Below are 24,990 nucleotides of genomic sequence, written 5' to 3' on the forward strand. Positions count from 1 at the left end.
CCTTATAAAAGTTATAGATACTTTCACAAAATTATCAAAGGGGGCTTAACATGAAAACAGGTACGGATCGTGTAAAAAGAGGTATGGCTGAAATGCAAAAGGGCGGCGTCATTATGGACGTTGTGAATGCTGAGCAAGCAAAAATAGCAGAGGAAGCAGGAGCGGTAGCTGTAATGGCATTAGAGCGCGTTCCTTCTGATATCCGTGCAGCTGGCGGAGTAGCAAGAATGGCAGATCCGCGAATTACGGAAGAAGTCATGAACGCGGTTTCCATTCCAGTTATGGCAAAAGCACGTATCGGACACATCGTAGAAGCCCGAGTTCTTGAAGCAATGGGCGTTGATTATATTGATGAGAGTGAAGTTTTAACTCCAGCAGATGAAGAATACCATCTGAATAAAAAAGCTTACACGGTTCCATTTGTTTGTGGCTGCCGTGATCTTGGCGAAGCAGCGCGCCGTATTGGTGAAGGCGCATCTATGCTTCGTACAAAAGGAGAGCCGGGAACTGGTAATATCGTAGAAGCTGTGCGTCATATCCGTAAGGTCAATGCACAAGTACGTAAAGTCGTTTCGATGAGTGAAGATGAATTGATGACAGAGGCTAAGCTGCTTGGAGCCCCATATGAACTGCTTCTTGAGATTAAACATCTCGGACGCCTCCCTGTAGTCAACTTTGCAGCTGGTGGAGTAGCAACGCCTGCAGATGCTGCACTTATGATGCAGTTAGGTGCTGATGGAGTATTTGTTGGTTCCGGAATCTTTAAATCTGATAATCCAGCAAAATTCGCTAGAGCGATCGTGGAAGCAACAACCCACTACCAGGACTATAAACTAATTGCAGAGATTTCAAAAAATCTTGGGATTGCCATGAAAGGTATTGAAATATCAAGTCTCTCTCCTGAAGCACGTATGCAGGATCGTGGATGGTAAAGTGTTTTTCCAATGCCTTAAGGTTGGAGTACAGTGTGCTTAATTGTTGTTAGACTATTTGGATATTTCGAAAAATTAAAAATACCCAGTTGACATTGTATTTTCTGGCACATATACTCGAGTTAGAAAATAATAATGAATAGTTGGTTTTGAAAGGAGTTTTGGGGCATGCAAACATTGGATACAGTGATTGCTACAGGATATGCTAAAGCTCCACAGGGAACTTCCATGTATGAAATGTATAAGCATGCGGGAATTGTCCTCGAAGTGGATCTGAAAGAGCATATCATTATCGGCGCCGAATTCACATTTGTAGCTGAACTAACAAAAAATTATTTTCAAAAACTGCTGATAGGCTACTGTCTTCAAGACGGGGTTGAGCCGCTGATTAAACGAATTCAAAGCTTTTATTTTGCTCCATCTCAGCAAGCGATCATTGTGGCTCTCCAAGCTGCAGTTCAACGTTACTGGGATAACGTGAAGCAAATGAATACATAACGTTTGGTTATAATAAAGTGGGAAGATGACCTCTTCCCATGGTCTTATTAAAACCGGGCAGACATGGACACTGTGTAAGGAATGTTCGTTAGAACAACATTCTTTATAGAGGATTCATGTTTTGCTCGGTTTTTTATATTTCCGAACTGTTAAAAACAACAATAGCCGATGGAGAGGAAGGGAAAAAAGATGAGCAAGCTGATTACATGCGAAGACGCGGTAAAAAAGGTTAAAAGCGGCTCACGGATTATGGTAGGGGGGTTTGGACTTGTAGGAAGTCCGCTGAGTTTGATTGACGCTTTGGCTCAGACGGAAGTGAAAGACTTAGAGATTATTAGTAATAACCTTGGAGAACCAGGGAGAGGTCTTGGAGTTTTAGTACGGCAAAAACAAGTAAAAAAAGCGATAGGTTCATATTTTACATCCAACCCAGAGGTAGTTAAAGCCTTTCTGAATAAAGAATTGGAAGTTGAGCTGCTCCCGCAAGGAACGATGTCGGAAGCGATTCGAGCGGGCGGTGCGGGCCTGGGAGGGTTTTATACGCCGGTCGCCGTAGGAACGAAAATTGCCGAAGCCAAAGAAGAGCGTACTCTTAACGGTAAAAAATTTGTGTTCCAAGAACCTCTTAAAGCTAATGTTGCTTTAATTAAAGCGAAAAAAGCAGATCAATTAGGAAATCTCATATACAACAAATCGGCTAGAAACTTCAATCCTATGATGGCGACAGCTGCGGATGTGGTTATTGCAGAGGTAGACGAGATTGTGGAGGCAGGTCAAATTTCTCCTGAAGAAATTGTGACCCCGCATTTATATGTTGATTATATCGTTTTGAAGGGAGTGAACTAGCTTGAACGTGAAACAATACATTGCTGCAAGAGCGGCGAAGGAATTAAAGCATGGCGATATCGTCAATTTGGGGATAGGGATTCCAACGCTTGTCGCTGATTATATACCATCCGATGTTGAAGTTTTCTTACACTCGGAAAACGGAATTCTTGGAGTAGGACCTACCCCTGACTTAGAGAACATTGACCAAAATCTTGTCAATGCAGGGAAACTGCCCGTCACAGTATTGGAAGGTTCATCCTTTTTTGATAGTGCCTCATCTTTTGCGATGATTCGTGGAGGACATGTAAGTGTTTCAATTCTTGGGGTGCTGCAAATTGACGCGATTGGGCGGATCGCCAACTGGGCCGTACCAGGAAAAAGTGTTCTTGGTGTAGGCGGGGCGATGGATTTATTGGAAGGCTCCAATAAGGTGATCGTAACAACGCTGCATACGAATAACCAAGGGGAGTCAAAAATCGTCAAGGAATTAACCTATCCAATCACCTCTGAACGCAAAGTCGATTTAGTTATTACTGATTTGGCGGTTTTCACTGTAAAGGAAGATGGACTTTATCTTATTGAGCTGTCCCCTGGAGTTTCCCTTGAGGAAGTTCAACAGAAAACGGACGCTCCCTTCCACATTGCCGAAGCTTTTAATATAGGCAAAGAGGTGACGGCGTAATGGTAGTAATCGTAAATGCATTTCGGACTGCTATCGGAACCTTCGGCGGGTCACTGGCGGATACATCACCAGAAGAGCTAGTATCCCTTGTTATGAAAAATAATCTTTCGGCTTCCGGTTATGGTGCCAATATTGTCGATGAAGTCATCGTCGGACAAACAAAGCAAAGTGCGCATGCTCCAAATATTGCTAGGGTCGCTGCCTTGCATGCCCAATTTCCTGAATCGATTCCTGCTTATACTGTTCATCGTCAGTGTGGTTCGGGGATGCAGGCCGTCATTAACGGAGCGATGTCCATTTTGACTGGTCAGGCAGAGGTTATTTTAGCAGGAGGTGTAGAAAGTATGTCTCAAGCTCCCCATTATACGGTCGGTTCGCGATTCGGCCTTAAGATGGGAGATTTGACACTGTTTGATTCAAATACGGAAAGTCAGCCAAAATCCCAGCCTGAAGAGATATATGGTCGATTTACGATGGGGCAAACAGCCGAATGGCTTGCTGAAAAATATAACATAAGCCGCCGTGAACAAGATGAATTTGCCTTCACGAGTCAGCAGAAAACGAAACGTGCGATTGAAATGGGCCGGTTTGAAGAAGAAATCATTCCTGTTCCGGTAAAGGAAGGAAAAAGGGGAATTAGACACTTTGCGACAGATGAGCACCCAAGATTGACGAACATCGAAAAGTTAGGAACTCTACTTCCTGTGTTTCAAAAGGATGGTACGGTAACTGCAGGAAACTCATCAGGCAGAAATGATGGAGCCTCCATGCTGCTGTTAATGTCGGAAGAAAAAGCGGAACAGCTTGGAGTAGTTCCTATGGCAAGGATCCGTTCCTTTGCTGCAACGGGTGTATCACCAAAAGAAATGGGAATCGGTCCGATACCTGCCTCCCAAATCGCGTTGAAAAAGGCGGGTCTTTGTTTGGAAGATATCGATTTGATTGAATTAAATGAAGCGTTCGCAGCGCAAAGTCTTGCTTGTTTAAGAGAATGGGGCATTAAAGGTGACAACGTGAATGTAAATGGAGGAGCGATTGCACTAGGCCATCCACTGGGGTGTTCCGGTGCAAGAATCGTCACTACATTATGCCATGAGCTTGAAAAGCAAAAACGGCAATATGGCCTTGCAACGATTTGTGTAGCAGGGGGATTAGGAATGGCAATGGTGGTGGAAAGATGGATGGAATAAAAAAAGACTATGTGTTTCATCGAGATTTAAAAAAGGAGTACCCAATTATTACCCACGGTGAAGGGGTCTATCTCATAGATGAAAACGGGAAAAAATATTTGGATGCTTGCTCGGGGGCGGTTGCAGCCAACTTGGGTCATGGGATTTCTTCTATTGGAGAGGCGATGGCAGAACAAGCAAAAAAAGCGGCTTTTGTCCATACAATGCGTTTTGAGACAAAAGCGTTGCATGCACTGGCTGAGACAATCGGAAAAATGGCACCAGACCATTTAAATAAAGTGTATTTTACAACCGGAGGCTCAGAAGCAAATGAAAGCGCTTTGAAGCTGGCGAGGCAATTTCATAGGGATGCCGGCAGACCCCAAAAACACATTGTGATCGGGCGTTGGCAATCATATCACGGTAACACCATCGGTTCTTTATCAGCAGGAGGAGACGTTAAAAGAAGACATGCATACACTCCTAATCTTTTAAACTATGCCCATGTCTATTCTCCGTACTGCCACCGATGTCCATACGATCGTCAAAAAGATGATTGTCTCTCCAAACAAAACTGGACGTGTGTAACGGATATTGAAAGAACCATTTTAGAGCTTGGTCCTGAGAACGTGTCTGTATTTATCGCCGAACCGATTGTCGGAAGCCAGCAAGGTGCTGTACCACCGCCACCGGGGTATTTTGAGAAAGTTAGAGAGTTGTGTGACCGGTACGAAATCGTCTTAATTATCGATGAAGTGATGACTGGATTCGGCCGTACTGGCACCAACTTCGCGACAGAACAGCTTGGAATCGAACCTGATATTATCACGTTTGGAAAAGGGGTTTCGGCAGGATATGCTCCGCTGGCCGGGATGATTGTTCATGAACGGTTGATAGATGGGCTTATTCAAAACAGCGACGGAAAATTTATTCACGGCTATACCTATAGCGGGCATCCTGTGGCAGTGGCAGCCGGCCTTGCTGCCCTGGATGTATATAAGCGTGACAGGGTGCTGGAAAATGTGAAAGAGCAGAGTTCTTACCTTTTCGATAGGCTTTTAGAACTTAAGCAAAAACATACCTGTATATCCGATGTCCGGGGCAGGGGGCTTTTAATTGGAATGGAGCTTATCAAGGATTGGGAGCGTGATTTACTGTTCAATCCATCTGAAAAGGCAGCTGAAACATTGAATAGTATTGCGATGGAACTTGGTGCGGTTTTTTATCCGGGTACCGGTTCAATTGACGGCACAAATGGGGAACATCTAATCATCAGCCCCCCTTTAAATGTCACGAAAAAAGAGATTGATGAGATTGTGAGAATATTAGACGGATCATTATCAATATTCGAAGGTCAATTAAGAAAGGATGAGGCATATGAAATTGCAAAGTAAAACAAAAGAAATTCAAGAGAAAGCACGAAAGCATCTATCTCCTGTCATGACAAGGGTCACCGAACTAGTCATTGAAAAAGCGCATGGCGCAAAATTTTGGACGACAGACGGAAAAGAATATATCGATTTCGTCTCAGGAGTGGCCGTCAATGCAGTTGGACATACGAACAAAAAAATGGTGGAAGCCATTCAGAAGCAAGCTGAAGCCTTGATACATCTTGGGTTGAACTATGGTTATTATGAAACGGCGGCAAATTTGGCAGAAAAGCTTGCTCATATCACTCCAGGAAATTTAGACACTGTTTTTTTCTCCAATTCGGGAGCTGAAGCCATTGACGGTGCGCTTAAACTGGCAAAAGCGGCAACAGGCAGACCGGCCATTATTGCTTTTGAAGGATCGTTTCATGGCCGGACATTAGGAGCAACAGCCATTACGGCATCAAGCTCTAAATACCGTCGTTATTATGAACCTATTTTAGGTGAGGTGTACCACGTTCCATATCCGTACCCAACCCAGCTGAAAAACATTAAAGAAGAAGAAGCAGAAGAGTACTGCTTGAATCAGCTTCAGAAATTGTTTGATTTACGCGTCGATCCTTCACGTGTAGCGGCCATCATCATTGAACCGGTAATGGGTGAAGGCGGCTATTATCCGGCACCGCCAAGCTTTTTGCAGGAATTAAGAAAGATTACAGACGAACACGGCATTTTGCTTATCTTTGACGAAGTACAAACAGGATTTGGCCGTACAGGTAAAATGTTTGCCGCAGAGCATGCAAATGTGACTCCTGATATTTTGGTTCTAGCAAAAGCCCTATCTGGCGGCATGCCTCTTGGTGCCATTGTAGCAAGTCGTGAGCTTCATGAAAAATGGCCGACGGCTGGTCATGGTTCGACATTTGGAGGAAATCCAGTTTCTTGTGCTGCGGCATTGGCAAACATTGAGGTCATTGAAGAAGAGAAGTTAGTAGAACGCAGTGCTAAACTCGGTGCCAAGATTGTCGGCCGACTTCATAACTCGGTAGGACATTTACCGGGCATTGCTGAAGTCCGAGGAGTCGGCATGATGATCGGTATTGAATTCGATTCGCAATCTGCTGCTTTATTTGTACCGAAAATTAAATCGAAAGCACTGGAAAATGGCTTGCTCATTATGAACTGCGGTGTAAGCGGGCAAACGATCCGATTAATGCTTCCTCTTAATATTCAAGAAGATGTGCTTGATAAAGGATTAACCATTTTAGAAGATGTGATAACAGAAACAATTTCAGGAAACTAATTTTCGATTCTTCGGGAATACCACGAAAAAGGAGGTCAAGTTTATGTCTAGTCAAATCAAAACAGATATCCTTCAGGGAGATCTTTATATAAATGGAAAATGGGTTAGTGCCCCCGATCAGTCCTACTTTGAAAGCTTAAATCCGGCAACGGGGGAACTTGTCGGTATATGTGCAGCCGCGACAACGGAGCAAGTGAATGAGGCTGTCGCATATGCGAATGAAGCGTATTCACAATGGAAGAACATCCCTATTCCAGAACGAGCTGCTTATTTAGCGAAAGCAGCCCAATTGTTTGAAATACGAAAAGAGGAACTTGCTCGTGTCATGACAATGGAGATGGGCAAAGTGCTGCCTGAGTCTTTAGGCGAAGTTGGAGTGGTCATCGCGACTGCTCAATATATGGCAGGCGAGGGACGACGCCTCTTTGGAGAAACGGTCCCTGCAGGGTTCCCAGATCGGAACGTAAGAATGGTTCGTGAACCTCTTGGAGTTGTGGCGTGCATTACCCCCTGGAACTTCCCTGTTGCACTTGGTTCCTACAAAATCTTTTCAGCTCTGATTGCTGGTAATACCGTCGTATGGAAACCGGCTTCAGAGGTAGCGCTATCGGCAAAGATTTTCGTAGAAGTGTTAGATGAAGCCGGATTCCCAGCAGGGGTTGTCAACTTAATTACAGGTTCAGGTAGAACAGTCGGGCAAACACTCACAGAGCATTTGGATGTGAAAGTCATTTCGTTTACGGGCTCAACTGAAGTCGGACAAAAGCTGGCGGAAATGAGCAGTAAAACTTTAAAACGTATTTCATTGGAACTGGGTGGAAAAAATGCAGTGATCGTCTTGAAGGATGCGGACTTGGACAAAGCGGCAGACGGAATCGTAAAATCAGCGTTTACGACAACTGGTCAACGCTGTACAGCGGCAAGCCGAGTAATCGTCGAGCGACCAGTAAAGGATTTGCTTGTCCAAAAAGTAGTTGACTTAACAAAGTCTATGAAAATAGGAAATGGACTTGAAGAAGGGAAACAATTGGGCCCTCTCGTAAATGAAGACCAGCTTCATACAGTCGAAAAATATGTAAAAAAAGCGATTGAAGAAGGTGGGAAAATTGTAACAGGCGGCCAGCGTGTCAAAGAATTGGGCGGCTATTATTATGAGCCGACAATCATTGAGAATGTGAAACCGAATGATACCATTGCACAGGAAGAAATATTTGGTCCTGTTCTTGCCTTCATTGAAGTAGATTCATATGAGGAAGCAATGGAGGTAAATAACGGGACAATTTATGGGTTATCGACTTCCATTTATACAGAGAGCCTTCATTATGCGAACCGGGCGGCAAAGGAAGCGGTAAGCGGACTTGTCTATATTAATAACGGAACGTCTAATGCCGAAATGGGTGTGGCATTTGGAGGCATGAAAATGTCCGGAAATGGACACCGTGAAGTTTCCCATCATGCATTCGATGTCATGACAGAGTGGAAGTCGATTTATACGAACTATTAATAAACGGGCATATCTAGTAGAAGGTGGGAGAATATGAGAAAACACCGTATTGGAATTGCATTCTTTTACCATGAATCCCACAGTTTTAGTCCGATGAAAACCGAAATCGAACAGTTTCGAAATGAAGGCTACTATATCGGCGATGAAATTTATGATGCCTATTCAGGAACGAAAACTGAAGTGGGCGGGTTTCTGGATGTATTGATACAGGAGGATGTAGAAATTGTGCCGCTGCTTTGTGCGGCAGCGGTCCCATCAGGCGTAGTGTCAGCTGAAGCATATTCAATCATCGAAGAGCAAATGCTCCAGTCAATCCGGGAGGCTGGAAGGCTCGATGGTTTATTGCTGGCACTGCATGGAGCAATGGTCGTGGAGGACCTCTTCGATCCGGAAGAGCATTTACTGGGAAAAATTCGTGAGCTGATCGGGCCGATTGTCCCGATTGCGACAACACTGGATATGCACGCCAATTTAAGTGAAAAAATGATTGATTACACACCGCTTCATTTTGGATTTAAAACATATCCACATGTTGATATGTATGAACAAGGCGTTCATGCTTCAATCGCTTTATTGAAGCAATTAAAGGAAGGTGTGCATTATTATGCTTCTTTTGAAAAATTGCCTATGATGCCTCCCTCTATCAATATGAGAACTGCAGAAGGACCAATGTACAAAATGATAGAGTGGGCGAAACAAGCCGAAGAGGAAGAAGGAATTTATAATGTGTCCGTATTTGGCGGCTTTCCTTACTCGGATATTCCGATGGTCGGTGCAAGTGTACTTGTTGTTTCGTTCGATCCGCAAAAAGGAAAAGAGACTGCCCAAAAGATGGCCTCCTTGTTCTGGAGTGTAAGAGAAGAATTTATCATGGATTTGCCGGGTGTAAAAGAAGGACTCGATTTGGCGATGTCGATTGAAGATGACAAACCGGTCGTGCTGGCGGACATCTCGGATAATCCTCTAAGCTGCGGGAGCGGGGATACAACAGAGCTGCTTCGGGAGATGTTGAAGATGAACATTCCTGACACGTTGTTTGGAGGACTCTACGATCCAGAATCCATTGAGGCCTGCCGTAAGAAGGGAACCGGAAATAAGGTATTGTTGTCCCTTGGAGGGAAAGTATCGCCTGAATTTGGGGAGTCCGTACAAGTCGAAGCAACGGTAGTAGCCGTATCAGACGGTGTATTTCACAATTCTGGACCGTTCAATCAGCATTTAAGAGTCGATTTAAAGGGTGCGGTCCACATACGTGTTGGCAATATGGATATCCTCCTCATTGGAAGGCCGATGTCAGCAAATGATCCGGAAATGTTTCGTCATATTGGTCTTGAGCCGCAGGCAAAGAGAATTCTTGGGTTAAAGGCAAAAAATCATTTTCGGGCAGCGTTTGAGCCAATTGTGGGCCGTATCATTTATGTGGATGCACCTGGTGTTGCATCCAATCGTTTAACAACTTTTACGTATCGTTACATTCCTAAGCCAATATGGCCGCTGGATGATATCGAATATGAAGTAGAACGAAGGGGGACAGAAAAATGGAAACATTGAACAAAACCTATTATGTCGAAGTACCAGCTTCATTGAATCCAGAACAGCAAAAAATGATGATGGAGCTTGAGCAAGATGCGTTTCCGGGATTAGGAGCAGTAGATGAACAAACCCTTGTCCCACTTACACGCTACGGGAAACTCATTCAATACCGGCAGCAAAATGATCCAAGGCCGATTGCAATTTGCGAAGTGATGAGAGCTTACAATGATATTCAGAAAGCCTACATTTTTGGGTTTTATGTACGCTCCGACCAGCAAGGGAAAGGAATCGGGAAATTATTTTTACAGGAAATTTATCCGATTCTAAAGCAAGATGGTTTTCGTAAGGTTTGCTTAACGGTCAGTACTAAAAACAAGGCAGCCGTCAAGTTATATGAGAAATTAGGGTTTGTCATAAAAGAGACAAGATTAGATGAATTTGGCGAAGGGGAAAATCGCTATTATATGGAATACCTCATTTCTTAATATAGTAATGATCGAAGGAGAAATCATTAAAAATGGTTGATAAAAAATAGGCTAATTTTAGGAGGAGTTTATGATGAGAAACACTTTATTCAAACCAAAAAGACATTGGAAAGAAATCGAGCTTTGGAAGGATGTTACAGAGGAGCAATGGAACGATTGGGTTTGGCAATTAACGAATACTATCAAAAATTTAGAAGACTTAAAGAAAGTAGTTAACTTAACACCAGAAGAAGAGGAAGGGGTTTTAATCTCAACAAAAACAATCCCATTAAACATCACGCCATATTATGCATCGCTTATGGACCCAGATGATTCAAGATGTCCGGTGCGAATGCAGTCTGTTCCAATTTCTGCGGAATTGCATAAAACAAGATATGATCTAGAAGATCCCCTTCACGAAGATGAAGATTCACCAGTACCTGGGTTAACACATCGTTATCCGGATCGCGTATTGTTCCTAGTAACAAACCAATGCTCCATGTACTGCCGTTACTGCACAAGAAGACGCTTCTCCGGACAAATCGGAATGGGTGTACCAAAGAAACAGTTAGACACAGCCATTAATTATATCGCATCTAACTCACAGATTCGAGATGTGTTAATTTCCGGAGGAGACGGGCTCCTGATTAATGACAATATTTTAGAATATATTTTAAAGAATTTACGTGAGATTCCGCATGTAGAAATTATTCGTATCGGTACAAGAGCACCTGTCGTATTCCCACAGCGTATTACCGAAAATCTTTGTAATATCTTGAAAAAGTATCATCCGGTTTGGTTGAATACACATTTCAATACATCTATTGAAATTACGGAAGAATCGAAGCGTGCATGTGAAATGCTTTCAAATGTTGGTGTACCTGTTGGGAATCAGTCTGTTATTTTGGCAGGTATTAACGACAGTGTACCGATCATGAAACAGCTTATGCATGACCTTGTTAAAATCCGCGTTCGTCCATATTATATTTACCAATGTGATTTATCAGAAGGGATTGGCCATTTCCGTGCACCAATCAGTAAAGGATTGGAAATTATGGAAGGACTTCGTGGTCATACATCGGGTTATGCCGTTCCGACATTTATTGTTGATGCCCCGGGTGGAGGAGGCAAAATTCCATTGCAGCCGAACTATATCATTTCTCAAAGTTCTAATAAAGTCGTATTACGTAACTTTGAAGGTGTCATTACATCTTATCCAGAACCAACAAATTATCAGTCAGGCAGTGCAGAGGATTACTACAAAAAGGTATATCCTGAAGTGTTTGAAAAGTTTGAAAGTAATGGTGTTCTATCCATTATTGATGATACGAAATTTAACCTCACACCTGAAGGATTAAAACGGTTAGATCGCCGCAAAACGTATAAGGAAAATACTGAGCATAGTTCATTAAAAGATAAACGTGACAAACGTGACGAGTTAAAAGAGAAAAAATTCCAATCACAAATGAAGAAATATGAAACGGTAGGAGCAAAGGAGGAATAATTTTGATTTGTCAATGGTGCGAATCTGACACAGCACGTGAAACGAGCAACACAGTGTATTGGGAACTTCCAGATGGAACAAATGCGATTGAAATTAAGGACACACCATCCATTCATTGCTTGGAATGCGGTATGACCTATCAAACAGATAATACGGTGAAAGAAATTGAGGATCATCTATTTTTAATCGATTGCTCAAAGCTCGAAAAAAGTATGAAGTATGAAACACTTATGGCCGCTCCACGTTTATTGAAGCGAAACTACTTTGATTTTTCAAAATAATTAGCAAGCCGTCTCTCGCTTTTCGATATTAAGCGAGAGATGAATTTTTTCTTATGGACAATTTATCCCCATCATCCTCAAGAAGGGATAAATTGCCCATTAGAAATAGAAAGTTTAGCAAACAATCAGTAGGAATAACATAATTCAACTGATTGAGGTTTATTTATTATGATTATTTGCATGCGTTTTCTTGTCAGCTAAGTACCTACATCGAAAAAGCAGATGGATAATGCTTTCTAAAAAGTTAGATAGATGCTTATCGTACAAAAATGAAGGAGGACAAGAATGGAAGCACTCAAAAGCTATAAAAATGACCGAAATAATCAGAAGGTTCAGAATAACGGAGAAAACAAAGGGCATGTTAAACGCAATCTAAAGGCACGTCACATGACGATGATTGCTATTGGAGGGTCAATCGGGACAGGGTTATTTTTAGCGACAGGGTCGTCCATTCAAACAGCTGGACCTGGTGGAGCGCTAATAGCTTATGGAGTTATCGGCATCATGGTCTACTTTTTGATGACAAGTCTCGGCGAAATGGCTACCTTAATGCCGGTTTCGGGATCCTTTTCAACATATGGCAGCCGTTTTGTCGATCCGGCATTTGGTTTTGCGCTCGGTTGGAACTATTGGTTCAACTGGGCTGTTACACTTGCGGTTGAAATAGTTGCATCAGCCATTATTATGAAGTTCTGGTTTCCGGATGTACCGAGCATCGTGTGGAGTACACTGTTTTTAGGTGTAATCTTTTTATTGAATGCATTGTCGGTTAAAAGCTACGGAGAATCCGAGTATTGGTTCTCCTTAATAAAAGTAGTGACAATCATCGTTTTCATTGGAGTCGGTTTGCTCACCATTTTCGGCATACTGGGAGGACCGTTTATCGGGTTTAAAAACTTTACAGTAGGACATGCTCCTGTGAATGGCGGCCTTTTATCCGTTTTAAGTATTTTTTTAATCGCAGGTTTTTCATTTCAAGGAACGGAGCTCGTGGGGATTGCTGCAGGTGAAAGTGAAGAGCCGGAGAAAAACGTACCAAAGGCGATTCGACAAGTATTTTGGCGAATTCTACTATTTTATATCGTCGCCATTGCTGTCATTGGTCTAATTATTCCTTATACAAGTCCTGACCTGTTAGGAAGGGATGTCGACAACATCGCTGTCAGCCCTTTTACACTTGTATTTGAGAAAGTGGGCATTGCATTTGCGGCATCTGTGATGAATGCGGTCATTTTGACTTCGGTCCTATCGGCAGGGACTTCCGGTTTATATGCATCGACACGCATGCTTTGGTCCATGGCAAAGGATGGTCAGGCACCTAAATTTTTACAAAATGTAAATGATCGCGGGATTCCGATGAATGCCCTTGTCATAACGACGATTATCGGAGGCTTGGCCTTTTTAACGTCCATTTTTGGAGATCAAGTATATACATGGTTATTAAATGCGTCAGGCTTAACGGGATTTATTGCATGGCTTGGAATTGCAGTCAGCCACTACCGTTTCAGAAAAGCTTATATGGCACAGGGCAGGGACATGAATGATTTGAAATTTAAAGCGAAATGGTTCCCTCTCGGACCGATTCTCGCTTTTGCGATGTGTATCTTTGTCATTTTCGGCCAAAATTATCAAGCTTTTTTAACTAGTGAGATTGATTGGTATGGAGTAGCCGTGTCCTATATTGGTTTACCGATCTTTTTGGCATTATGGCTCGGGTATAAACTCGTTCATAAAACGAAGGTCGTTCCACTAAAGGAATGTTCTTTTGAAGAAATCTCATCTAAATAGAGATACCGTGATTCGTTTTGCTCCGCCACTCATGATTAGCCAAGTGAAATTAGTTCATGGGGACGGTTCTTGTGGCCGATATTAACTATATAAAACCATACAGAAATGGTTACGAAATTGTGTACATGAAAAGTTAACAAACTATTTTAACCGGATGTGCCTCGATGTTAATGAATACATTCAACCCATGAATAATAAAGCTACTCGTATTGACGAGTGGCAAGGGCTTATGGAGGCAAGGTAAAACAAATAACAACCAAAAGGCCTTTGTCTTATCCTATAACGAAGCAGGTTACAAAATACACATCTAAATGTACTTTAACTTATAAGCGCAAGAAAGAACCCCAGTAATTTCCATTGTTAATAATACATTAAACAAATATTTGTGGACATAGTAATGCCAATAATCATTTTTTCTACAATCATTTGAAAATAAACGTAGCTGATAGCAAAGAGATATCAGCTACGTTTAACAAATTTGATTTTAGTGTGTTTGATTATAATTCATTTGACCTTGACCTTGACCTTGAGCTTGACCTTGACCTTGAGCTTGACCTTGAACTTGGCCTTGACCTTGAACTTGGCCTTGTCCTTGACTTTGTTGCTGTTGTAATTGTTGTTGTGTTTGATTAATTTGTTGAGTGATTTGGTTTAACATATTAATGGATTGTATTGATTGTTCTACACCAGTTAACGTTTGAGCAGCTTGATGAACAGATTGTTGCAATTGTTGAAAAGTTTTATGCTGTTGTTGTTGAGCTTGTGAACTAAACTGTTGCAGTTGGTTTAATAGGTCATTTGATTGATTCTGAATTTGATTTTGATTTTGATTCTGCCCTCCAGAAGACATTGTAGTTTGGTCGTTGACTGAATTAAGTTGATTTAGGGTATTTTGAATGGATTGAATTTGGCTTTTTAACGGTGCAAGCTCAACAGCAATTTCTTCCTCAGCCTTTGCAGCTGCCACCCTTTCAATTTTAGCATTTTCTGCAGTTTTAACTCTTTCTTTAATAACCTTTGTCTTTTCTTCCATAGCGAATTCCTCCTTGAATTGATTGTTTGAAAATGGTTTGGGTGTTGTTTCTATTGCAGGAATAGGGTTATTTCTCTTCATGCCCATAAAGATAACCACCCCTATAGCAATAGCCAACAAAAGAACTATGAAGAATAACATTCCATTTATGGTAATGCACCTCCAAGTGTATCTACTTGTAATGCCAAGGTAGACAAATATATTATCTTCTAGGTCTAAAGTTTTATTTGTGGCAAGAATATCCAATTAATGAAGTTATTAAAGGTGGTAAACAAACTAACAGATACGCAAGTAGTAAACTAGGTCGGTCAAAAAAAGCAGAGTATTTTCTTTTTCAACGGTTGATTTAAACCAATATCAAATAAGACGATACAAAAAAGTGGGAGTAATCAAACTGTTAGACAATAAAAAGGGAATTCCTACTTAATTTGAGGATTTCCCTTGATGATTTTTCATTCTCGAGCAGTAATCATGATAAGCCTGTATTATCGGATCAATAATCGGATTCCATAACCAGCCTGTCATCTTTACTACTATGCTGGTTATACTTCCTAGTAATGAACTACCTAAAATATCCAAAGGGTAATGTTGTCCCATCCAAACGCGGGAGAGTCCTGTTAGGATAGCGGAAAGGTACATCATACTGCCTAAGAAACGCTTATAAAACATGACAGAAGTTGCTACTGCAAATGCTAGAGCGGTATGTTTACTTGGAAATGAAGAGTTCTTTTTTGATGGAAATGGGGATAATAAATGGATCCCGAGATTCAAGAAAGGGCGAGGTTTAAAATAAAACAGTTTAATGATTTTATTTAAAACCATCGATACCCCAGCCGAAATGATTGCATATAAAGTGATTTTCTTATGTGAGTTATCTCGAAACCACATGAAGATTAAAATAAATAGAAATAAATAACGAACTTTTTGAGAAAAGATAATCACCATCATATCCAAAAGCCGATAACGACCAGCAAATTGGTTAATCGCTCTAAATATCCTGTAGTCCATATACATATCTCCTTTGTCCCTAGTCTACTAACAAGTCTAGTTTTCCTGTTTAAAAAGTTAATATGTATTGAATAGAAGCTCTAAAGTCCAACAAAAAGGATTCGGCCGATTGCCGAATCCAAAAACTATATAAAAAAGGGGGGGTATGAAAAAGTTTGAAAAAGGCTTACCTCTTCATGTATCTATCATAACCGGTACAGATGAATAAATTATGAACAAAGGTTTAAAGATCTATTAATACTAGCATTCTATCATTTGAGATTGTATTCTGAATTGCCTCTGGAGCAGGGATTTGAGGACTTTGGATTTATTTTGTAGAAAGTTAGTATAGTAATTCTCCTTTTTGTTTATCTTCAACAACTAACTACAATCCACTTTTGCAGACATTATTCAATTCCCTTTGACGGGCAGCTGTAGTAGCTAATCACTTTTATAGCTGTGCATTTCCTTAATTTTTTGGAATCCACTGCTTGCTAAGATGAATGTAGGCAACAGCGATAAAAAAATCCAACCCTTTTGCTGAGTAGAAACAGGGTTGGATTTTTTAAAATTATTGAGAAATGTTTAAATTTAACAGATATCTGGATTACCAATTTGAAAAAAACGGTGAAAAGTTCGGGATTGAAGAGGCGGCCGATTTCCACTGGAATTTTAAGTGCTAGATAAGCCAACTAAAAACTTAAACAGCCTTGGATTTCTTATTTAATTTCCTTTGATTACGTACTTCCTCATTTCTTGTACGGTACGTGGCTACTTTTTCTTTGATCATTTCAGCGTCTTGTTTTTTTGACAGCATCTTAATGAATAAATCTTCTACTTTATAACTAATGGTTCGGTAAATGCCCATTTCTATTCTCCTCTGTTAACCTATCATTTTTTTCGCAACATAAAATCTTCTGCCTAACCAAACTAATGCTAATCCTCCGACACCACCAACAGCCGCTTTTTGATTAGTGCTTTGTTGCTCTTCGTATTCCTTCAATCCTAGTTCATAATTATGTTTAAAGATGACTTCGCCGTTTTTGTATTTAGAAGGTAGGTTGTAGGAGCCTCCTGCTTGTCCTAAAGCAAGTCCTGCCGCACTTATTTCTTTAACTTCTGTATTGGATTCAAAACCTTCCTTGTACCAACCAATGAATTTTTCGTTATATAAATTAGGTTTCGTATATTTCAATATGGTAAACGCGGCTTCATATCCTTGTTTTAAATACTCGTCCTTTAGTTCTTCTTGGGCTGTATTGTATCCTTCCAGATATGCATTTACATACACTTCTTCGATGTCTTTAGGAACATTGTTGACATCCTTTTTTCCGTCAGTGTAACCCAAATCCTTGTATTCTTTTTTCTTAGCTTCTACTCGCTCCGTTACTGCTTTATTAAAACCGCCTTCAAAGGATTGCTTTAATCCTGCATGGTTTATGTAAAGTGCTGGAATTTCGATGGTATCTTGTTTTTCTCCAAGAGCATACCCATCACTGGCAGCTTTTGTTTTTTCACCGGTTATCTTCGTTTTCCCTTCATCGTACCCTTTAGTATAACCAGTTGCATATCCTGCTTTATATGCCTCCGAACCTGTAGAAGCAACATTATTGCTTGTGACCTCTAGATATCCATCGTTCACCCCATTAGGATATCCTGCATTTTCTCCACTTGCTAGATCTTGTTCCTCTTGGTTATGCTGAATTTGTTCGGTACTATTATTTATCTTTGTCTTATCGTAGCCACTAGGGACTTCGCACGGTATGCCATCATCAACAACACCATTTCCCCAACCGTCCAAATTTTCTGGGTCATTCGTTGCTGAATATCCCTTTGTATTCCAATACTCAACCACTTCATCATAACTAGCAAAATCTGTACAATCTTTTTCACTATTAACGATGGTAGCGCCACTGCTCGTTGACCCTCCGCCTCCGTTATGGTTGTGATAGCCTGTGCAAAGACCTTTTGCTTTTGATTTCTCGCTGCAATTGTGTCCACCGCTAGAATCTGTTCTCCCAGAATGTGCTGAAGCGAACGTTCCGAACAACAACACAAATAATAACGTAAACAAAAATACTTTCTTCTCCATTTTCTCCCCCTGTATATCTATTATTCTTGTAAAAACATTTGCAAAAACCGATGCATAAAAACTACTTAGGTTTATAGTAAATTAGGTACATTTACATATTAACTAACTTAATAATAACAGTTTCCTTTACATTTCCAATAAAAATAAAAAAGAAATAGACTAACGTACCTGAAGACTCGAAAACAATTATGCATGGATTGCGACCACAATAGTAGAAAAGGGCATACCAAGGGGACGGTTCTTGTGGCGGTAATCGCTTTTAGCAGCGTCCCAATCTTTGCATTAAATGCCCCATCTTATCGTGATTTTAACCAGAAGTTAATCATAACTTTACATTCTAGTTTTACAATTTAATAGAGTAATGAATAGGAGGAGAGAGTATGAATAAAATGAGAAAGAATTTATTGACGGGCTGCTTTTCACTGGCGATGGCTGCTGCTTTTGTCGTAATACCCGTTACGGCAAATGCCGAGGAAAAACTTAAGGAGGGAGAGAAGTTTGAACTCACCATTCTCCAGACGAATGACTTTCATGGTCATGTGGATGACATCGTCACACTGGATGATGGAACACTTCATCACAATTCCATTGCGAAGTATGCCACCATCATTGAAGATGTTCGCAATGCAGAGGAGAATGTACTACTCGTCGATGGCGGGGATGTCTTCCTACGCGGTGAGTTTCAGGCGGGTCAGGGAGAGTTGGAGACGTCTCTTTTGAAAGCAATAGACTATGATGCGATGGTTCTTGGAAACAACGACTTCCGCGTTTACCCTGCCGGAGAGGGTACACCTGACAGCCGTTATCAACAGTTAAAGAATTACCAGCGCAACGTGAACTTCCCAATCCTTACAGGTAATGTCATTAATAAGGAAACAGGAAAGTACATACAGAATGTCAAGCCTTGGAAGGGTTTTACTTTCAAAGGTGTTCAAGTCGGATTAATCGGCCTTACTTCGATGAAGCCGGAAATGCGCGGTTGGAATGACGTTGCAGACCTCGATTTTATTGAACCGGTGGAAGCTTTGCAAGCATTGCTTCCTGAAGTAAGTGAAAAGTCGGACATTAACATTGTTCTTTCTCATGCTGGAAACCCGGAAGACCACAACTTGGCTCAGGTTCCCGGAGTTTCTGCGGTAATCGGCGCTGATACACACAAAGTCATCGAAACGCCTGAATACGAATTCAACGGAGAGGTGATGGTGCCAATTACTCAAGCCGGCGGAGAACAAGAGAATTATTTGGGTCGCCTGGATTTAACTTTTGAAGTCGTTGACGGTCAAATGAAGTTGGTAGAATCTGATGGATTCCTCTACGACGTCACTAATGTTTCTGCAGATCCGGAGATACAAGCGATTATAGACCAATATCGTGCAGAGATGAATGCACAATAAAATAGCTAAAGATTACACTTCACGAGGTTTTCCCTTTTCAGACATTGTGTAAAATAAATGTATGGCCCAACTAACGAAAAATTTGCTAGTTGGGCCTTTTACTGCACATAACTTCCTGTTATTTTCCAAAAGAACACTCCCCTAATCTTTATTTACTTAGACAGAAGAAGGGGAAAGATTTTACAAAAAAAGTCTCTTTAGATTTTTTGAAGATTAGTATTTGTAGTTGGCAAAGCCCCCTTCGCGACTTCGAAGGGGGCATTCTTGAGTACAATGTTAAAGAGTAAAAAAAAATGTACTAAATACTGTTATGATCTCAGACATGGTTTTGAAACCTATAGGTATAGCAATGCACAAAAAAATCAATAAAAGTGGTAAAACCAACACCTTAAGGTCCAAAATAATTCCTCCTAATGGAATTGTCATTATGTACCAGTATAAAACTCTAATATTAAGTGAATTTTGAGTTCTTGTTAAGACTTTATAAATTTATTTTTAGACTGGTTTCAGGCAATGCTTGTAACCTTCCAAAAATTGTCGTTATTATAGGTAAATTGTTGTAGGTTATTTTATCTAAATAGAAGGGAATGGCAGAATTACTGTCGAATAATTAATTTAATATTTCAACTCATAGAAAAATGGTGATGTTATAAATTTAACTGTGAAGGGTGCATAATGTATGATACCTAAACTAAAACCAATCAATCCACAAGTAGAGAATAAACACAACCCATTATACATTCCGGTTGCAGGTAAGTTTTGGATAAGCCATTGTTTTGCACTTTTATGGTTATGCATTTCGATTTATATAGCTCACCCTTGGTTAGAAGATTTAGCTGATCATGTATCTGGCTTTACTTATCATTGGTGGGCTAGCGTATATTCCGGGTTATATGAACGCTTTTCTAGTCATAAGCCTAATTTTAGATCGCCAGCCCCCCTCTAAGAATGAAAATCCTCAAGATGACATAACGATACTTATCGCTGCACATAATGAAGAAGATAAAATTCTCCAAACGTTGCAATATATAGATAGACAAGACTATTTAGGTAAAGTAATGGTAATAGTCATTGATAACTGTTCAACAGATGAAACAGTTAATAAAGTGAGAAAGGCAAAGAAAAAATTATCGATTGATATAAGGTTGGTTCATGAAAAAAACTGGAAAGTTTCACGCACTAAATTATGCACTAAAGTTTGTTTCCACACCCTATTTCATTACCTTGGATGCTGATACACTACTTCATCGTTCTTCTATCCGTTATCTTGTATCAAGGATGAAATCCAGTCCAGAAGAAGTTTGTGCCGTCGCAGGCAGTGTATTAGCGAAAAACAGTAGAGAAAATTTATTAACTAAAATGCAAGAATGGGATTATTTCTTGGGCATCGCATCCATTAAGAGACTACAGGGGCTATATCAGGGGACCTTAGTCGCCCAAGGTGCATACAGTCTGTACAAAACACAATGTATTAAAGAAGTGGGAGGTTGGCCGGACGCCATTGGCGAGGATATTGTTTTAACCTGGCGTTTGCTAGGGAGAAAATGGAAGGTTTATTTTGAGCCATGTGCAGTTGCCTTTACGGAAGTTCCCAGCTCCTTTAAACATTTGGTACGGCAACGAGCAAGGTGGGCAAGAGGCATGATTGAGGGATTGCATGAAGTAAAACCTTGGAAACAGCCTCAAATTTATGTGAAATATTTGACCGGAATCAATTTAATCATGCCTTATCTGGATTTAACCTTTACATTATGTTGGATTCCCGGACTCCTATTGGCGTTTTTTGGGAACTTCTTGATTGTTGGTCCTGCCACATTATTTGTTCTACCTTTAACACTAATCAGTTATAGTTTCCTCTATTTCTATCAAAGAAATTATGTATTCAAACGTTTAAAACTTAGAATTCGTAAAAATATAATAGGCTTTATCTTCTACTTTCTTTGCTACCAAATGATCATGTCTCCTGTGTCTGTTTACGGTTATCTGCAAGAGATTCTTAAATTCAAAAGAAAATGGAAGTAAATAACCATTGGGACGGTTCTTGTGGTCAAAAGTTAACTAATAAACCAAAAGAACCGTCCCTACATACCAGAAATCCCCACCTGATGGTGAGGATTTTTTTATTATTGCTGTGCTGCAGGCTTGATTTGTCTGTTGCCCTGCTGTTCTAACTTTCTAACGACTTCTTCACTTGTATCCACGCGTTTAACGAATAGGGCTAATACGAGAGCCACGATGTTAATCGCTAATGTCACATAGAATGAATATTGAATCCCGGCTAATAAAGCTTGCTGTGTTAATAAAGCCGTGGAAGCTTCTGTTAGAGTCGTTGGATCGACACTAGCCATAAGGCTTTTAGCTTCTGTTTTTGTCACTGAGTTCATAATGGTTACGAGAACTGCTGTACCGATGGAACCAGACACTTGCTGAGCAGTGTTGTTAATCGCAGTACCATGTGGGTTTAACACAGTTGGTAATTGGTTTAAACCATTTGTCATAATCGGCATCATGACCATGGACATACCCAGCATACGTAATGTGTAGACAAGAATAATATAGGTGTAGCTAGAATCAATTTGTAAATGCGCCAGCATATACGTAGAAACGCCGGTAACGGTCAGCCCGATTACTCCTAGTATACGTGGACCAAATTTATCGAAAAGTTTACCTGTGATTGGCGACATAATCCCCATTACAATCGCACCCGGAAGCATCATTAACCCTGAATCAAGTGGTGAAATCCCGCGAACATTTTGTACATAAGCAGGTGTTAAAATCATACCTGAGAACATAGCTACTGCGTTGACAATCGCAATGACAGATCCAAGTGCAAACATTGGATATTTATAAACACGTAAATCTAATAATGGCTGATCCATCTTTAATTGACGAACAATAAAGGCGATTAAGGCAATACCACCAACGATAATAGTCGTTAAGACGATGGTATCGTCCCAGCCGTCGGAGCTTGCTGAACTTACACCATAGAGTAATCCGCCAAAACCGATTGACGATAATACCACTGACAGGTAATCAAGTGTAGCATTTTTATTTTGTTCCATTACATTTTCTAGCTTCCAAACAGCCAATAATAAACTAATGACGGCTAATGGTAAAATCATTTCAAACAGTACGCGCCAGTCGTAGTATTCTACGATATAACCGGAAAGCGTTGGTCCGATGGCTGGTGCTGTAATCATAACTAAACCGAAAATTCCCATTGCCGTACCACGTTTTTCGCGTGGGAAGCTTACTAACATAATGTTCATTAATAAAGGTCCCATGACGGAAGAACCGGCTGCCTGAATCATGCGTCCAGTAAGTAAAAGACCAAAATTTTGCGCAAAGGCTGCGAGTGCTGTACCCAGTGTGAAAAGTGCCATGGATGTAATGTATAAACTACGATTTGAAAACCGTGTTAGTAAGAAGGCGGACGCCGGAATTAAAATCCCGCTGACTAGCATATAGCCTGTAGCTAACCATTGTACCGTTGAATAATCTTTAATTCCTAAATCGACCATAATCGATGGAAGTGCTACGTTTAAGAGCGAGTTATTTAAAAAAGAAACAAATGCTCCAACGAATAATATTGCAATCATTAAATATGGTGGTTTCTTTTGTAAGGATGTATCCATATATTTTTTTCTCCCTTTTCTAATTTTTTTGCAAGCCTCTTTTTAGAAGGTCTATCTGTACGAGATAATTTTTAAGCGCTTCTTCATCGCTATATTCTTTAACGAACAGTTGAACAAGGTTCTGAAAGGTAACGCCCATCAGAATTTTTAATACATGATGTAGTTCTTGTTCATCTTGAATGTTCAATTTACTTGTATCAATTAATTTGATGGTAGTAAAATATTGGGTTTTCTGAGTTTCCTCATAAACATCATTTGCTAAGGTTTTTTCATGTTTATAGTTCATATTTAAATAAACATTTTTAAAGAAGTTTTTGTGTTCTTGATCTCGATGAACCTCGAGCATAAATTGAAAGGTAGCAATAAACGTCTCAAATAAATCTCCGTTTTTGTCCATAAGAACGGAAATAAATCGACGATTACTTTTTTCCGCTAATTGATTTAACAAGTAATAAAATAAATCCTCTTTATCCTCAAAATATTGATAAAAGCTGCCCCTCGGGATTCCAGCACTTTTGATAATGTTAGCAACGGATGCTTCATGTAACGGAACTCTAGAAAATTCCTTTTTAGCAGCCGCAATTAAAGTTTCCTGTTTTTCCTTCGATAAGTGAAAATACGTTTGTTTTGGCATATTCATTCTCCTATCTGCAATGTGACACCGTGTCACAACTGAGTACTAACAGATTATAAATGACACCGTGTCACAAGTCAACAAAAAAGTGACACAGTGTCATTGTTGGTGCCTGTCACCTTTTTTAATTGAGGCTATTAAATTCGGAATGTTATTAATTTTGTGTTTTAATAGAATAATACGTTAAAGTAGTGAAAAGGAGTGGAAGATAGTTGCTAACAAACCATTTAGATTTTAGACTTGAACCGCAATTAAAAGAGCTCTATGAGGAACATAAGAGAAGGGCTGCAAAAATAGATTGGGGCTATCATGATTTCTTGCCTTGGGATAAAGCACAGGATTTTAAGAGGGTGCCTTGGAAGCCTGAGCAGGTAACACTGCCCGCGGGTGTTGTAACAGCTGTAGAGACGGCTCTTTTGACTGAAGTGAATCTACCTTGGTTCACATCCCATTTAGATCAAACCTTTAAAGGGTCTCTTTCTGTCATCAAGGATTTTGTCCATACCTGGACAGCAGAAGAAGATCAACATTCAAACCTTTTGGAGACCTATCTTTTGATAACAAGAAACGCAGATCCTAAACGTATTCGTCAATTGCACAAGATGACGGTAGAAGGAGGATGGGAACCGGATTTTCATACCCCTTTTGAGACGATGGTCTATACGTCGCTCCAAGAACTTGCAACTATGGTGTTTTATTATAATGTTGCGAAGGTAGCAGGGCCTCATGATAAAGAATTGGCTACGCTCCTCAGACGTCTCGCCAAGGATGAAACACTGCATTATGCTTTTTATCGCGATGTTATCAAGCTACATTTGCAGTTGGAACCGAACTATTGCTACTATCTTGGTTATGTGATCAAGAATTTTCAGATGCCTGGTACAGTCATGCCTGATTTTGAAGACCGGATGGCCATTATTGCAAAAGAAGCCAATTACGGGCCGCTTGAGTACTTTGATCAAGTGCTGGATGTCATTGTTGACTATTGGGACATTGAAAACTTGAGACCGATTGCTCCTGAAGCAGAAAAGGCACGGTTGGATATTCTTAACTACCATGCAAGGCTTAAACGTGTAAGAGATCGATTTTATGCTGGTGCTAACCGTAAATAAAGGTGCTATGTTGGGAATCGCTGCGAAACATATTTGCAGGTAAATGATAGGTTTTGGAAGATAGAATGGTTAATCAGGCAGATAAACAAATGAATAATGCAGGTAGGAAGTAGTTTTCCGCAGGTAAGAGTTTTTTCATGAAAGAAAAGGTAATATAAAATTTGCCTATACCCTTTTGATTACGCCTATTTCTTCCATCCAATTACTAGAGCCGGGCTGACGCCAGGCTTTTTCAATTAGGCGGGTA

Annotated in this window: 21 protein-coding genes and 1 pseudogene; 16 read left to right on the top strand and 6 right to left on the bottom strand. The window is 40.4% G+C overall.

What is annotated here, in order from left to right; genetic code table 11:
* Positions 1 to 50 precede the first annotated feature (50 nt).
* The 13 genes from pdxS to QFZ31_RS23425 all read left to right on the top strand — a co-directional run bounded on the left by pdxS (position 51) and on the right by QFZ31_RS23425 (position 13,856).
* A complete protein-coding gene (gene pdxS / locus QFZ31_RS23365; protein WP_179602756.1) occupies positions 51 to 932 on the top strand; it encodes a pyridoxal 5'-phosphate synthase lyase subunit PdxS in 882 nt (293 codons plus the stop codon).
* A 168-nt stretch (positions 933 to 1,100) separates the two neighbouring features.
* Positions 1,101 to 1,430 carry a DUF3870 domain-containing protein gene (locus tag QFZ31_RS23370; RefSeq protein WP_179602757.1) on the top strand — a complete coding sequence of 110 codons (330 nt, stop codon included), beginning with the start codon at positions 1,101 to 1,103 and terminating at the stop codon, positions 1,428 to 1,430.
* Positions 1,431 to 1,619: 189 nt separating this feature from the next.
* Positions 1,620 to 2,276 carry a CoA transferase subunit A gene (locus QFZ31_RS23375; protein WP_307307511.1) on the top strand — a complete coding sequence of 219 codons (657 nt, stop codon included), beginning with the start codon at positions 1,620 to 1,622 and terminating at the stop codon, positions 2,274 to 2,276.
* Between the two features lies 1 nt (position 2,277).
* The gene (locus tag QFZ31_RS23380; protein ID WP_307307513.1) at positions 2,278 to 2,940 is read left to right on the top strand and encodes a 3-oxoacid CoA-transferase subunit B; all 663 of its coding nucleotides are present in this window, start codon (positions 2,278 to 2,280) and stop codon (positions 2,938 to 2,940) included.
* Positions 2,940 to 4,130, top strand: a complete 1,191-nt coding sequence (locus tag QFZ31_RS23385) for a thiolase family protein (RefSeq protein WP_179602759.1) — start codon at positions 2,940 to 2,942, stop codon at positions 4,128 to 4,130. Before QFZ31_RS23380 ends, QFZ31_RS23385 begins: the two co-directional genes overlap by 1 nt.
* Positions 4,118 to 5,503: an aspartate aminotransferase family protein gene (locus QFZ31_RS23390; protein WP_307307516.1), complete on the top strand. Its 1,386-nt coding sequence runs from the start codon at positions 4,118 to 4,120 to the stop codon at positions 5,501 to 5,503. Before QFZ31_RS23385 ends, QFZ31_RS23390 begins: the two co-directional genes overlap by 13 nt.
* On the top strand, positions 5,487 to 6,782 hold the full coding sequence (locus QFZ31_RS23395; protein WP_307307518.1) for an aspartate aminotransferase family protein: 1,296 nt from the start codon (positions 5,487 to 5,489) through the stop codon (positions 6,780 to 6,782). The genes QFZ31_RS23390 and QFZ31_RS23395 overlap by 17 nt, the downstream gene beginning before the upstream one ends.
* Before the next feature lie 43 nt (positions 6,783 to 6,825).
* Positions 6,826 to 8,286: an aldehyde dehydrogenase family protein gene (locus QFZ31_RS23400; RefSeq protein WP_307307521.1), complete on the top strand. Its 1,461-nt coding sequence runs from the start codon at positions 6,826 to 6,828 to the stop codon at positions 8,284 to 8,286.
* A gap of 33 nt (positions 8,287 to 8,319) precedes the next feature.
* Positions 8,320 to 9,837, top strand: a complete 1,518-nt coding sequence (locus QFZ31_RS23405; protein ID WP_307307524.1) for a M81 family metallopeptidase — start codon at positions 8,320 to 8,322, stop codon at positions 9,835 to 9,837.
* Positions 9,825 to 10,304 carry a GNAT family N-acetyltransferase gene (locus QFZ31_RS23410; protein ID WP_289340642.1) on the top strand — a complete coding sequence of 160 codons (480 nt, stop codon included), beginning with the start codon at positions 9,825 to 9,827 and terminating at the stop codon, positions 10,302 to 10,304. The genes QFZ31_RS23405 and QFZ31_RS23410 overlap by 13 nt, the downstream gene beginning before the upstream one ends.
* Positions 10,305 to 10,377: 73 nt before the next feature.
* Positions 10,378 to 11,787, top strand: coding sequence for a lysine 2,3-aminomutase (gene ablA / locus QFZ31_RS23415; RefSeq protein WP_179602765.1), 1,410 nt, complete (start codon positions 10,378 to 10,380; stop codon positions 11,785 to 11,787).
* Positions 11,788 to 11,789: 2 nt separating this feature from the next.
* On the top strand, positions 11,790 to 12,068 hold the full coding sequence (locus QFZ31_RS23420) for a YokU family protein (RefSeq protein WP_307307531.1): 279 nt from the start codon (positions 11,790 to 11,792) through the stop codon (positions 12,066 to 12,068).
* A 285-nt stretch (positions 12,069 to 12,353) separates the two neighbouring features.
* Positions 12,354 to 13,856, top strand: coding sequence for an amino acid permease (locus tag QFZ31_RS23425; protein WP_307307534.1), 1,503 nt, complete (start codon positions 12,354 to 12,356; stop codon positions 13,854 to 13,856).
* Positions 13,857 to 14,340: 484 nt separating this feature from the next.
* Here the strand turns inward: QFZ31_RS23425 and QFZ31_RS23430 are convergent, their stop codons facing one another.
* From QFZ31_RS23430 to QFZ31_RS23445, 4 genes are all read right to left on the bottom strand, one after another.
* Positions 14,341 to 14,976 carry a hypothetical protein gene (locus QFZ31_RS23430; RefSeq protein ID WP_307307537.1) on the bottom strand — a complete coding sequence of 212 codons (636 nt, stop codon included), beginning with the start codon at positions 14,974 to 14,976 and terminating at the stop codon, positions 14,341 to 14,343.
* A gap of 336 nt (positions 14,977 to 15,312) precedes the next feature.
* Positions 15,313 to 15,897, bottom strand: a complete 585-nt coding sequence (locus QFZ31_RS23435; RefSeq protein ID WP_307307540.1) for an undecaprenyl-diphosphatase — start codon at positions 15,895 to 15,897, stop codon at positions 15,313 to 15,315.
* A 679-nt stretch (positions 15,898 to 16,576) separates the two neighbouring features.
* The gene (locus QFZ31_RS23440) at positions 16,577 to 16,744 is read right to left on the bottom strand and encodes a hypothetical protein (RefSeq protein WP_179602768.1); all 168 of its coding nucleotides are present in this window, start codon (positions 16,742 to 16,744) and stop codon (positions 16,577 to 16,579) included.
* A gap of 15 nt (positions 16,745 to 16,759) precedes the next feature.
* Positions 16,760 to 17,968 (bottom strand): YHYH domain-containing protein, encoded by a 1,209-nt coding sequence (locus QFZ31_RS23445; RefSeq protein WP_307307543.1) that lies wholly within the window; start codon positions 17,966 to 17,968, stop codon positions 16,760 to 16,762.
* 380 nt (positions 17,969 to 18,348) lie between these two features.
* On the opposite strand from QFZ31_RS23445, the gene QFZ31_RS23450 reads away from it, so the two are divergent.
* Positions 18,349 to 19,362, top strand: a complete 1,014-nt coding sequence (locus tag QFZ31_RS23450) for a bifunctional metallophosphatase/5'-nucleotidase (RefSeq protein WP_307307546.1) — start codon at positions 18,349 to 18,351, stop codon at positions 19,360 to 19,362.
* Positions 19,363 to 20,041: 679 nt separating this feature from the next.
* A pseudogene (locus QFZ31_RS23455) lies at positions 20,042 to 21,384 on the top strand (glycosyltransferase).
* Between the two features lie 101 nt (positions 21,385 to 21,485).
* Here the strand turns inward: QFZ31_RS23455 and QFZ31_RS23460 are convergent.
* Positions 21,486 to 22,997: a DHA2 family efflux MFS transporter permease subunit gene (locus QFZ31_RS23460; protein ID WP_307307549.1), complete on the bottom strand. Its 1,512-nt coding sequence runs from the start codon at positions 22,995 to 22,997 to the stop codon at positions 21,486 to 21,488.
* Positions 22,998 to 23,016: 19 nt separating this feature from the next.
* Positions 23,017 to 23,631 carry a TetR/AcrR family transcriptional regulator gene (locus QFZ31_RS23465; protein WP_307307550.1) on the bottom strand — a complete coding sequence of 205 codons (615 nt, stop codon included), beginning with the start codon at positions 23,629 to 23,631 and terminating at the stop codon, positions 23,017 to 23,019.
* 212 nt (positions 23,632 to 23,843) lie between these two features.
* Here QFZ31_RS23465 and QFZ31_RS23470 point away from each other — a divergent pair, with 212 nt between their 5' ends.
* Positions 23,844 to 24,743: an acyl-ACP desaturase gene (locus tag QFZ31_RS23470; RefSeq protein WP_307307551.1), complete on the top strand. Its 900-nt coding sequence runs from the start codon at positions 23,844 to 23,846 to the stop codon at positions 24,741 to 24,743.
* Positions 24,744 to 24,990: the final 247 nt, after the last annotated feature.

It is taken from the genome of Neobacillus niacini (assembly GCF_030817595.1).
Classification (GTDB): Bacteria; Bacillota; Bacilli; order Bacillales; family Cytobacillaceae; genus Neobacillus; species Neobacillus niacini_G.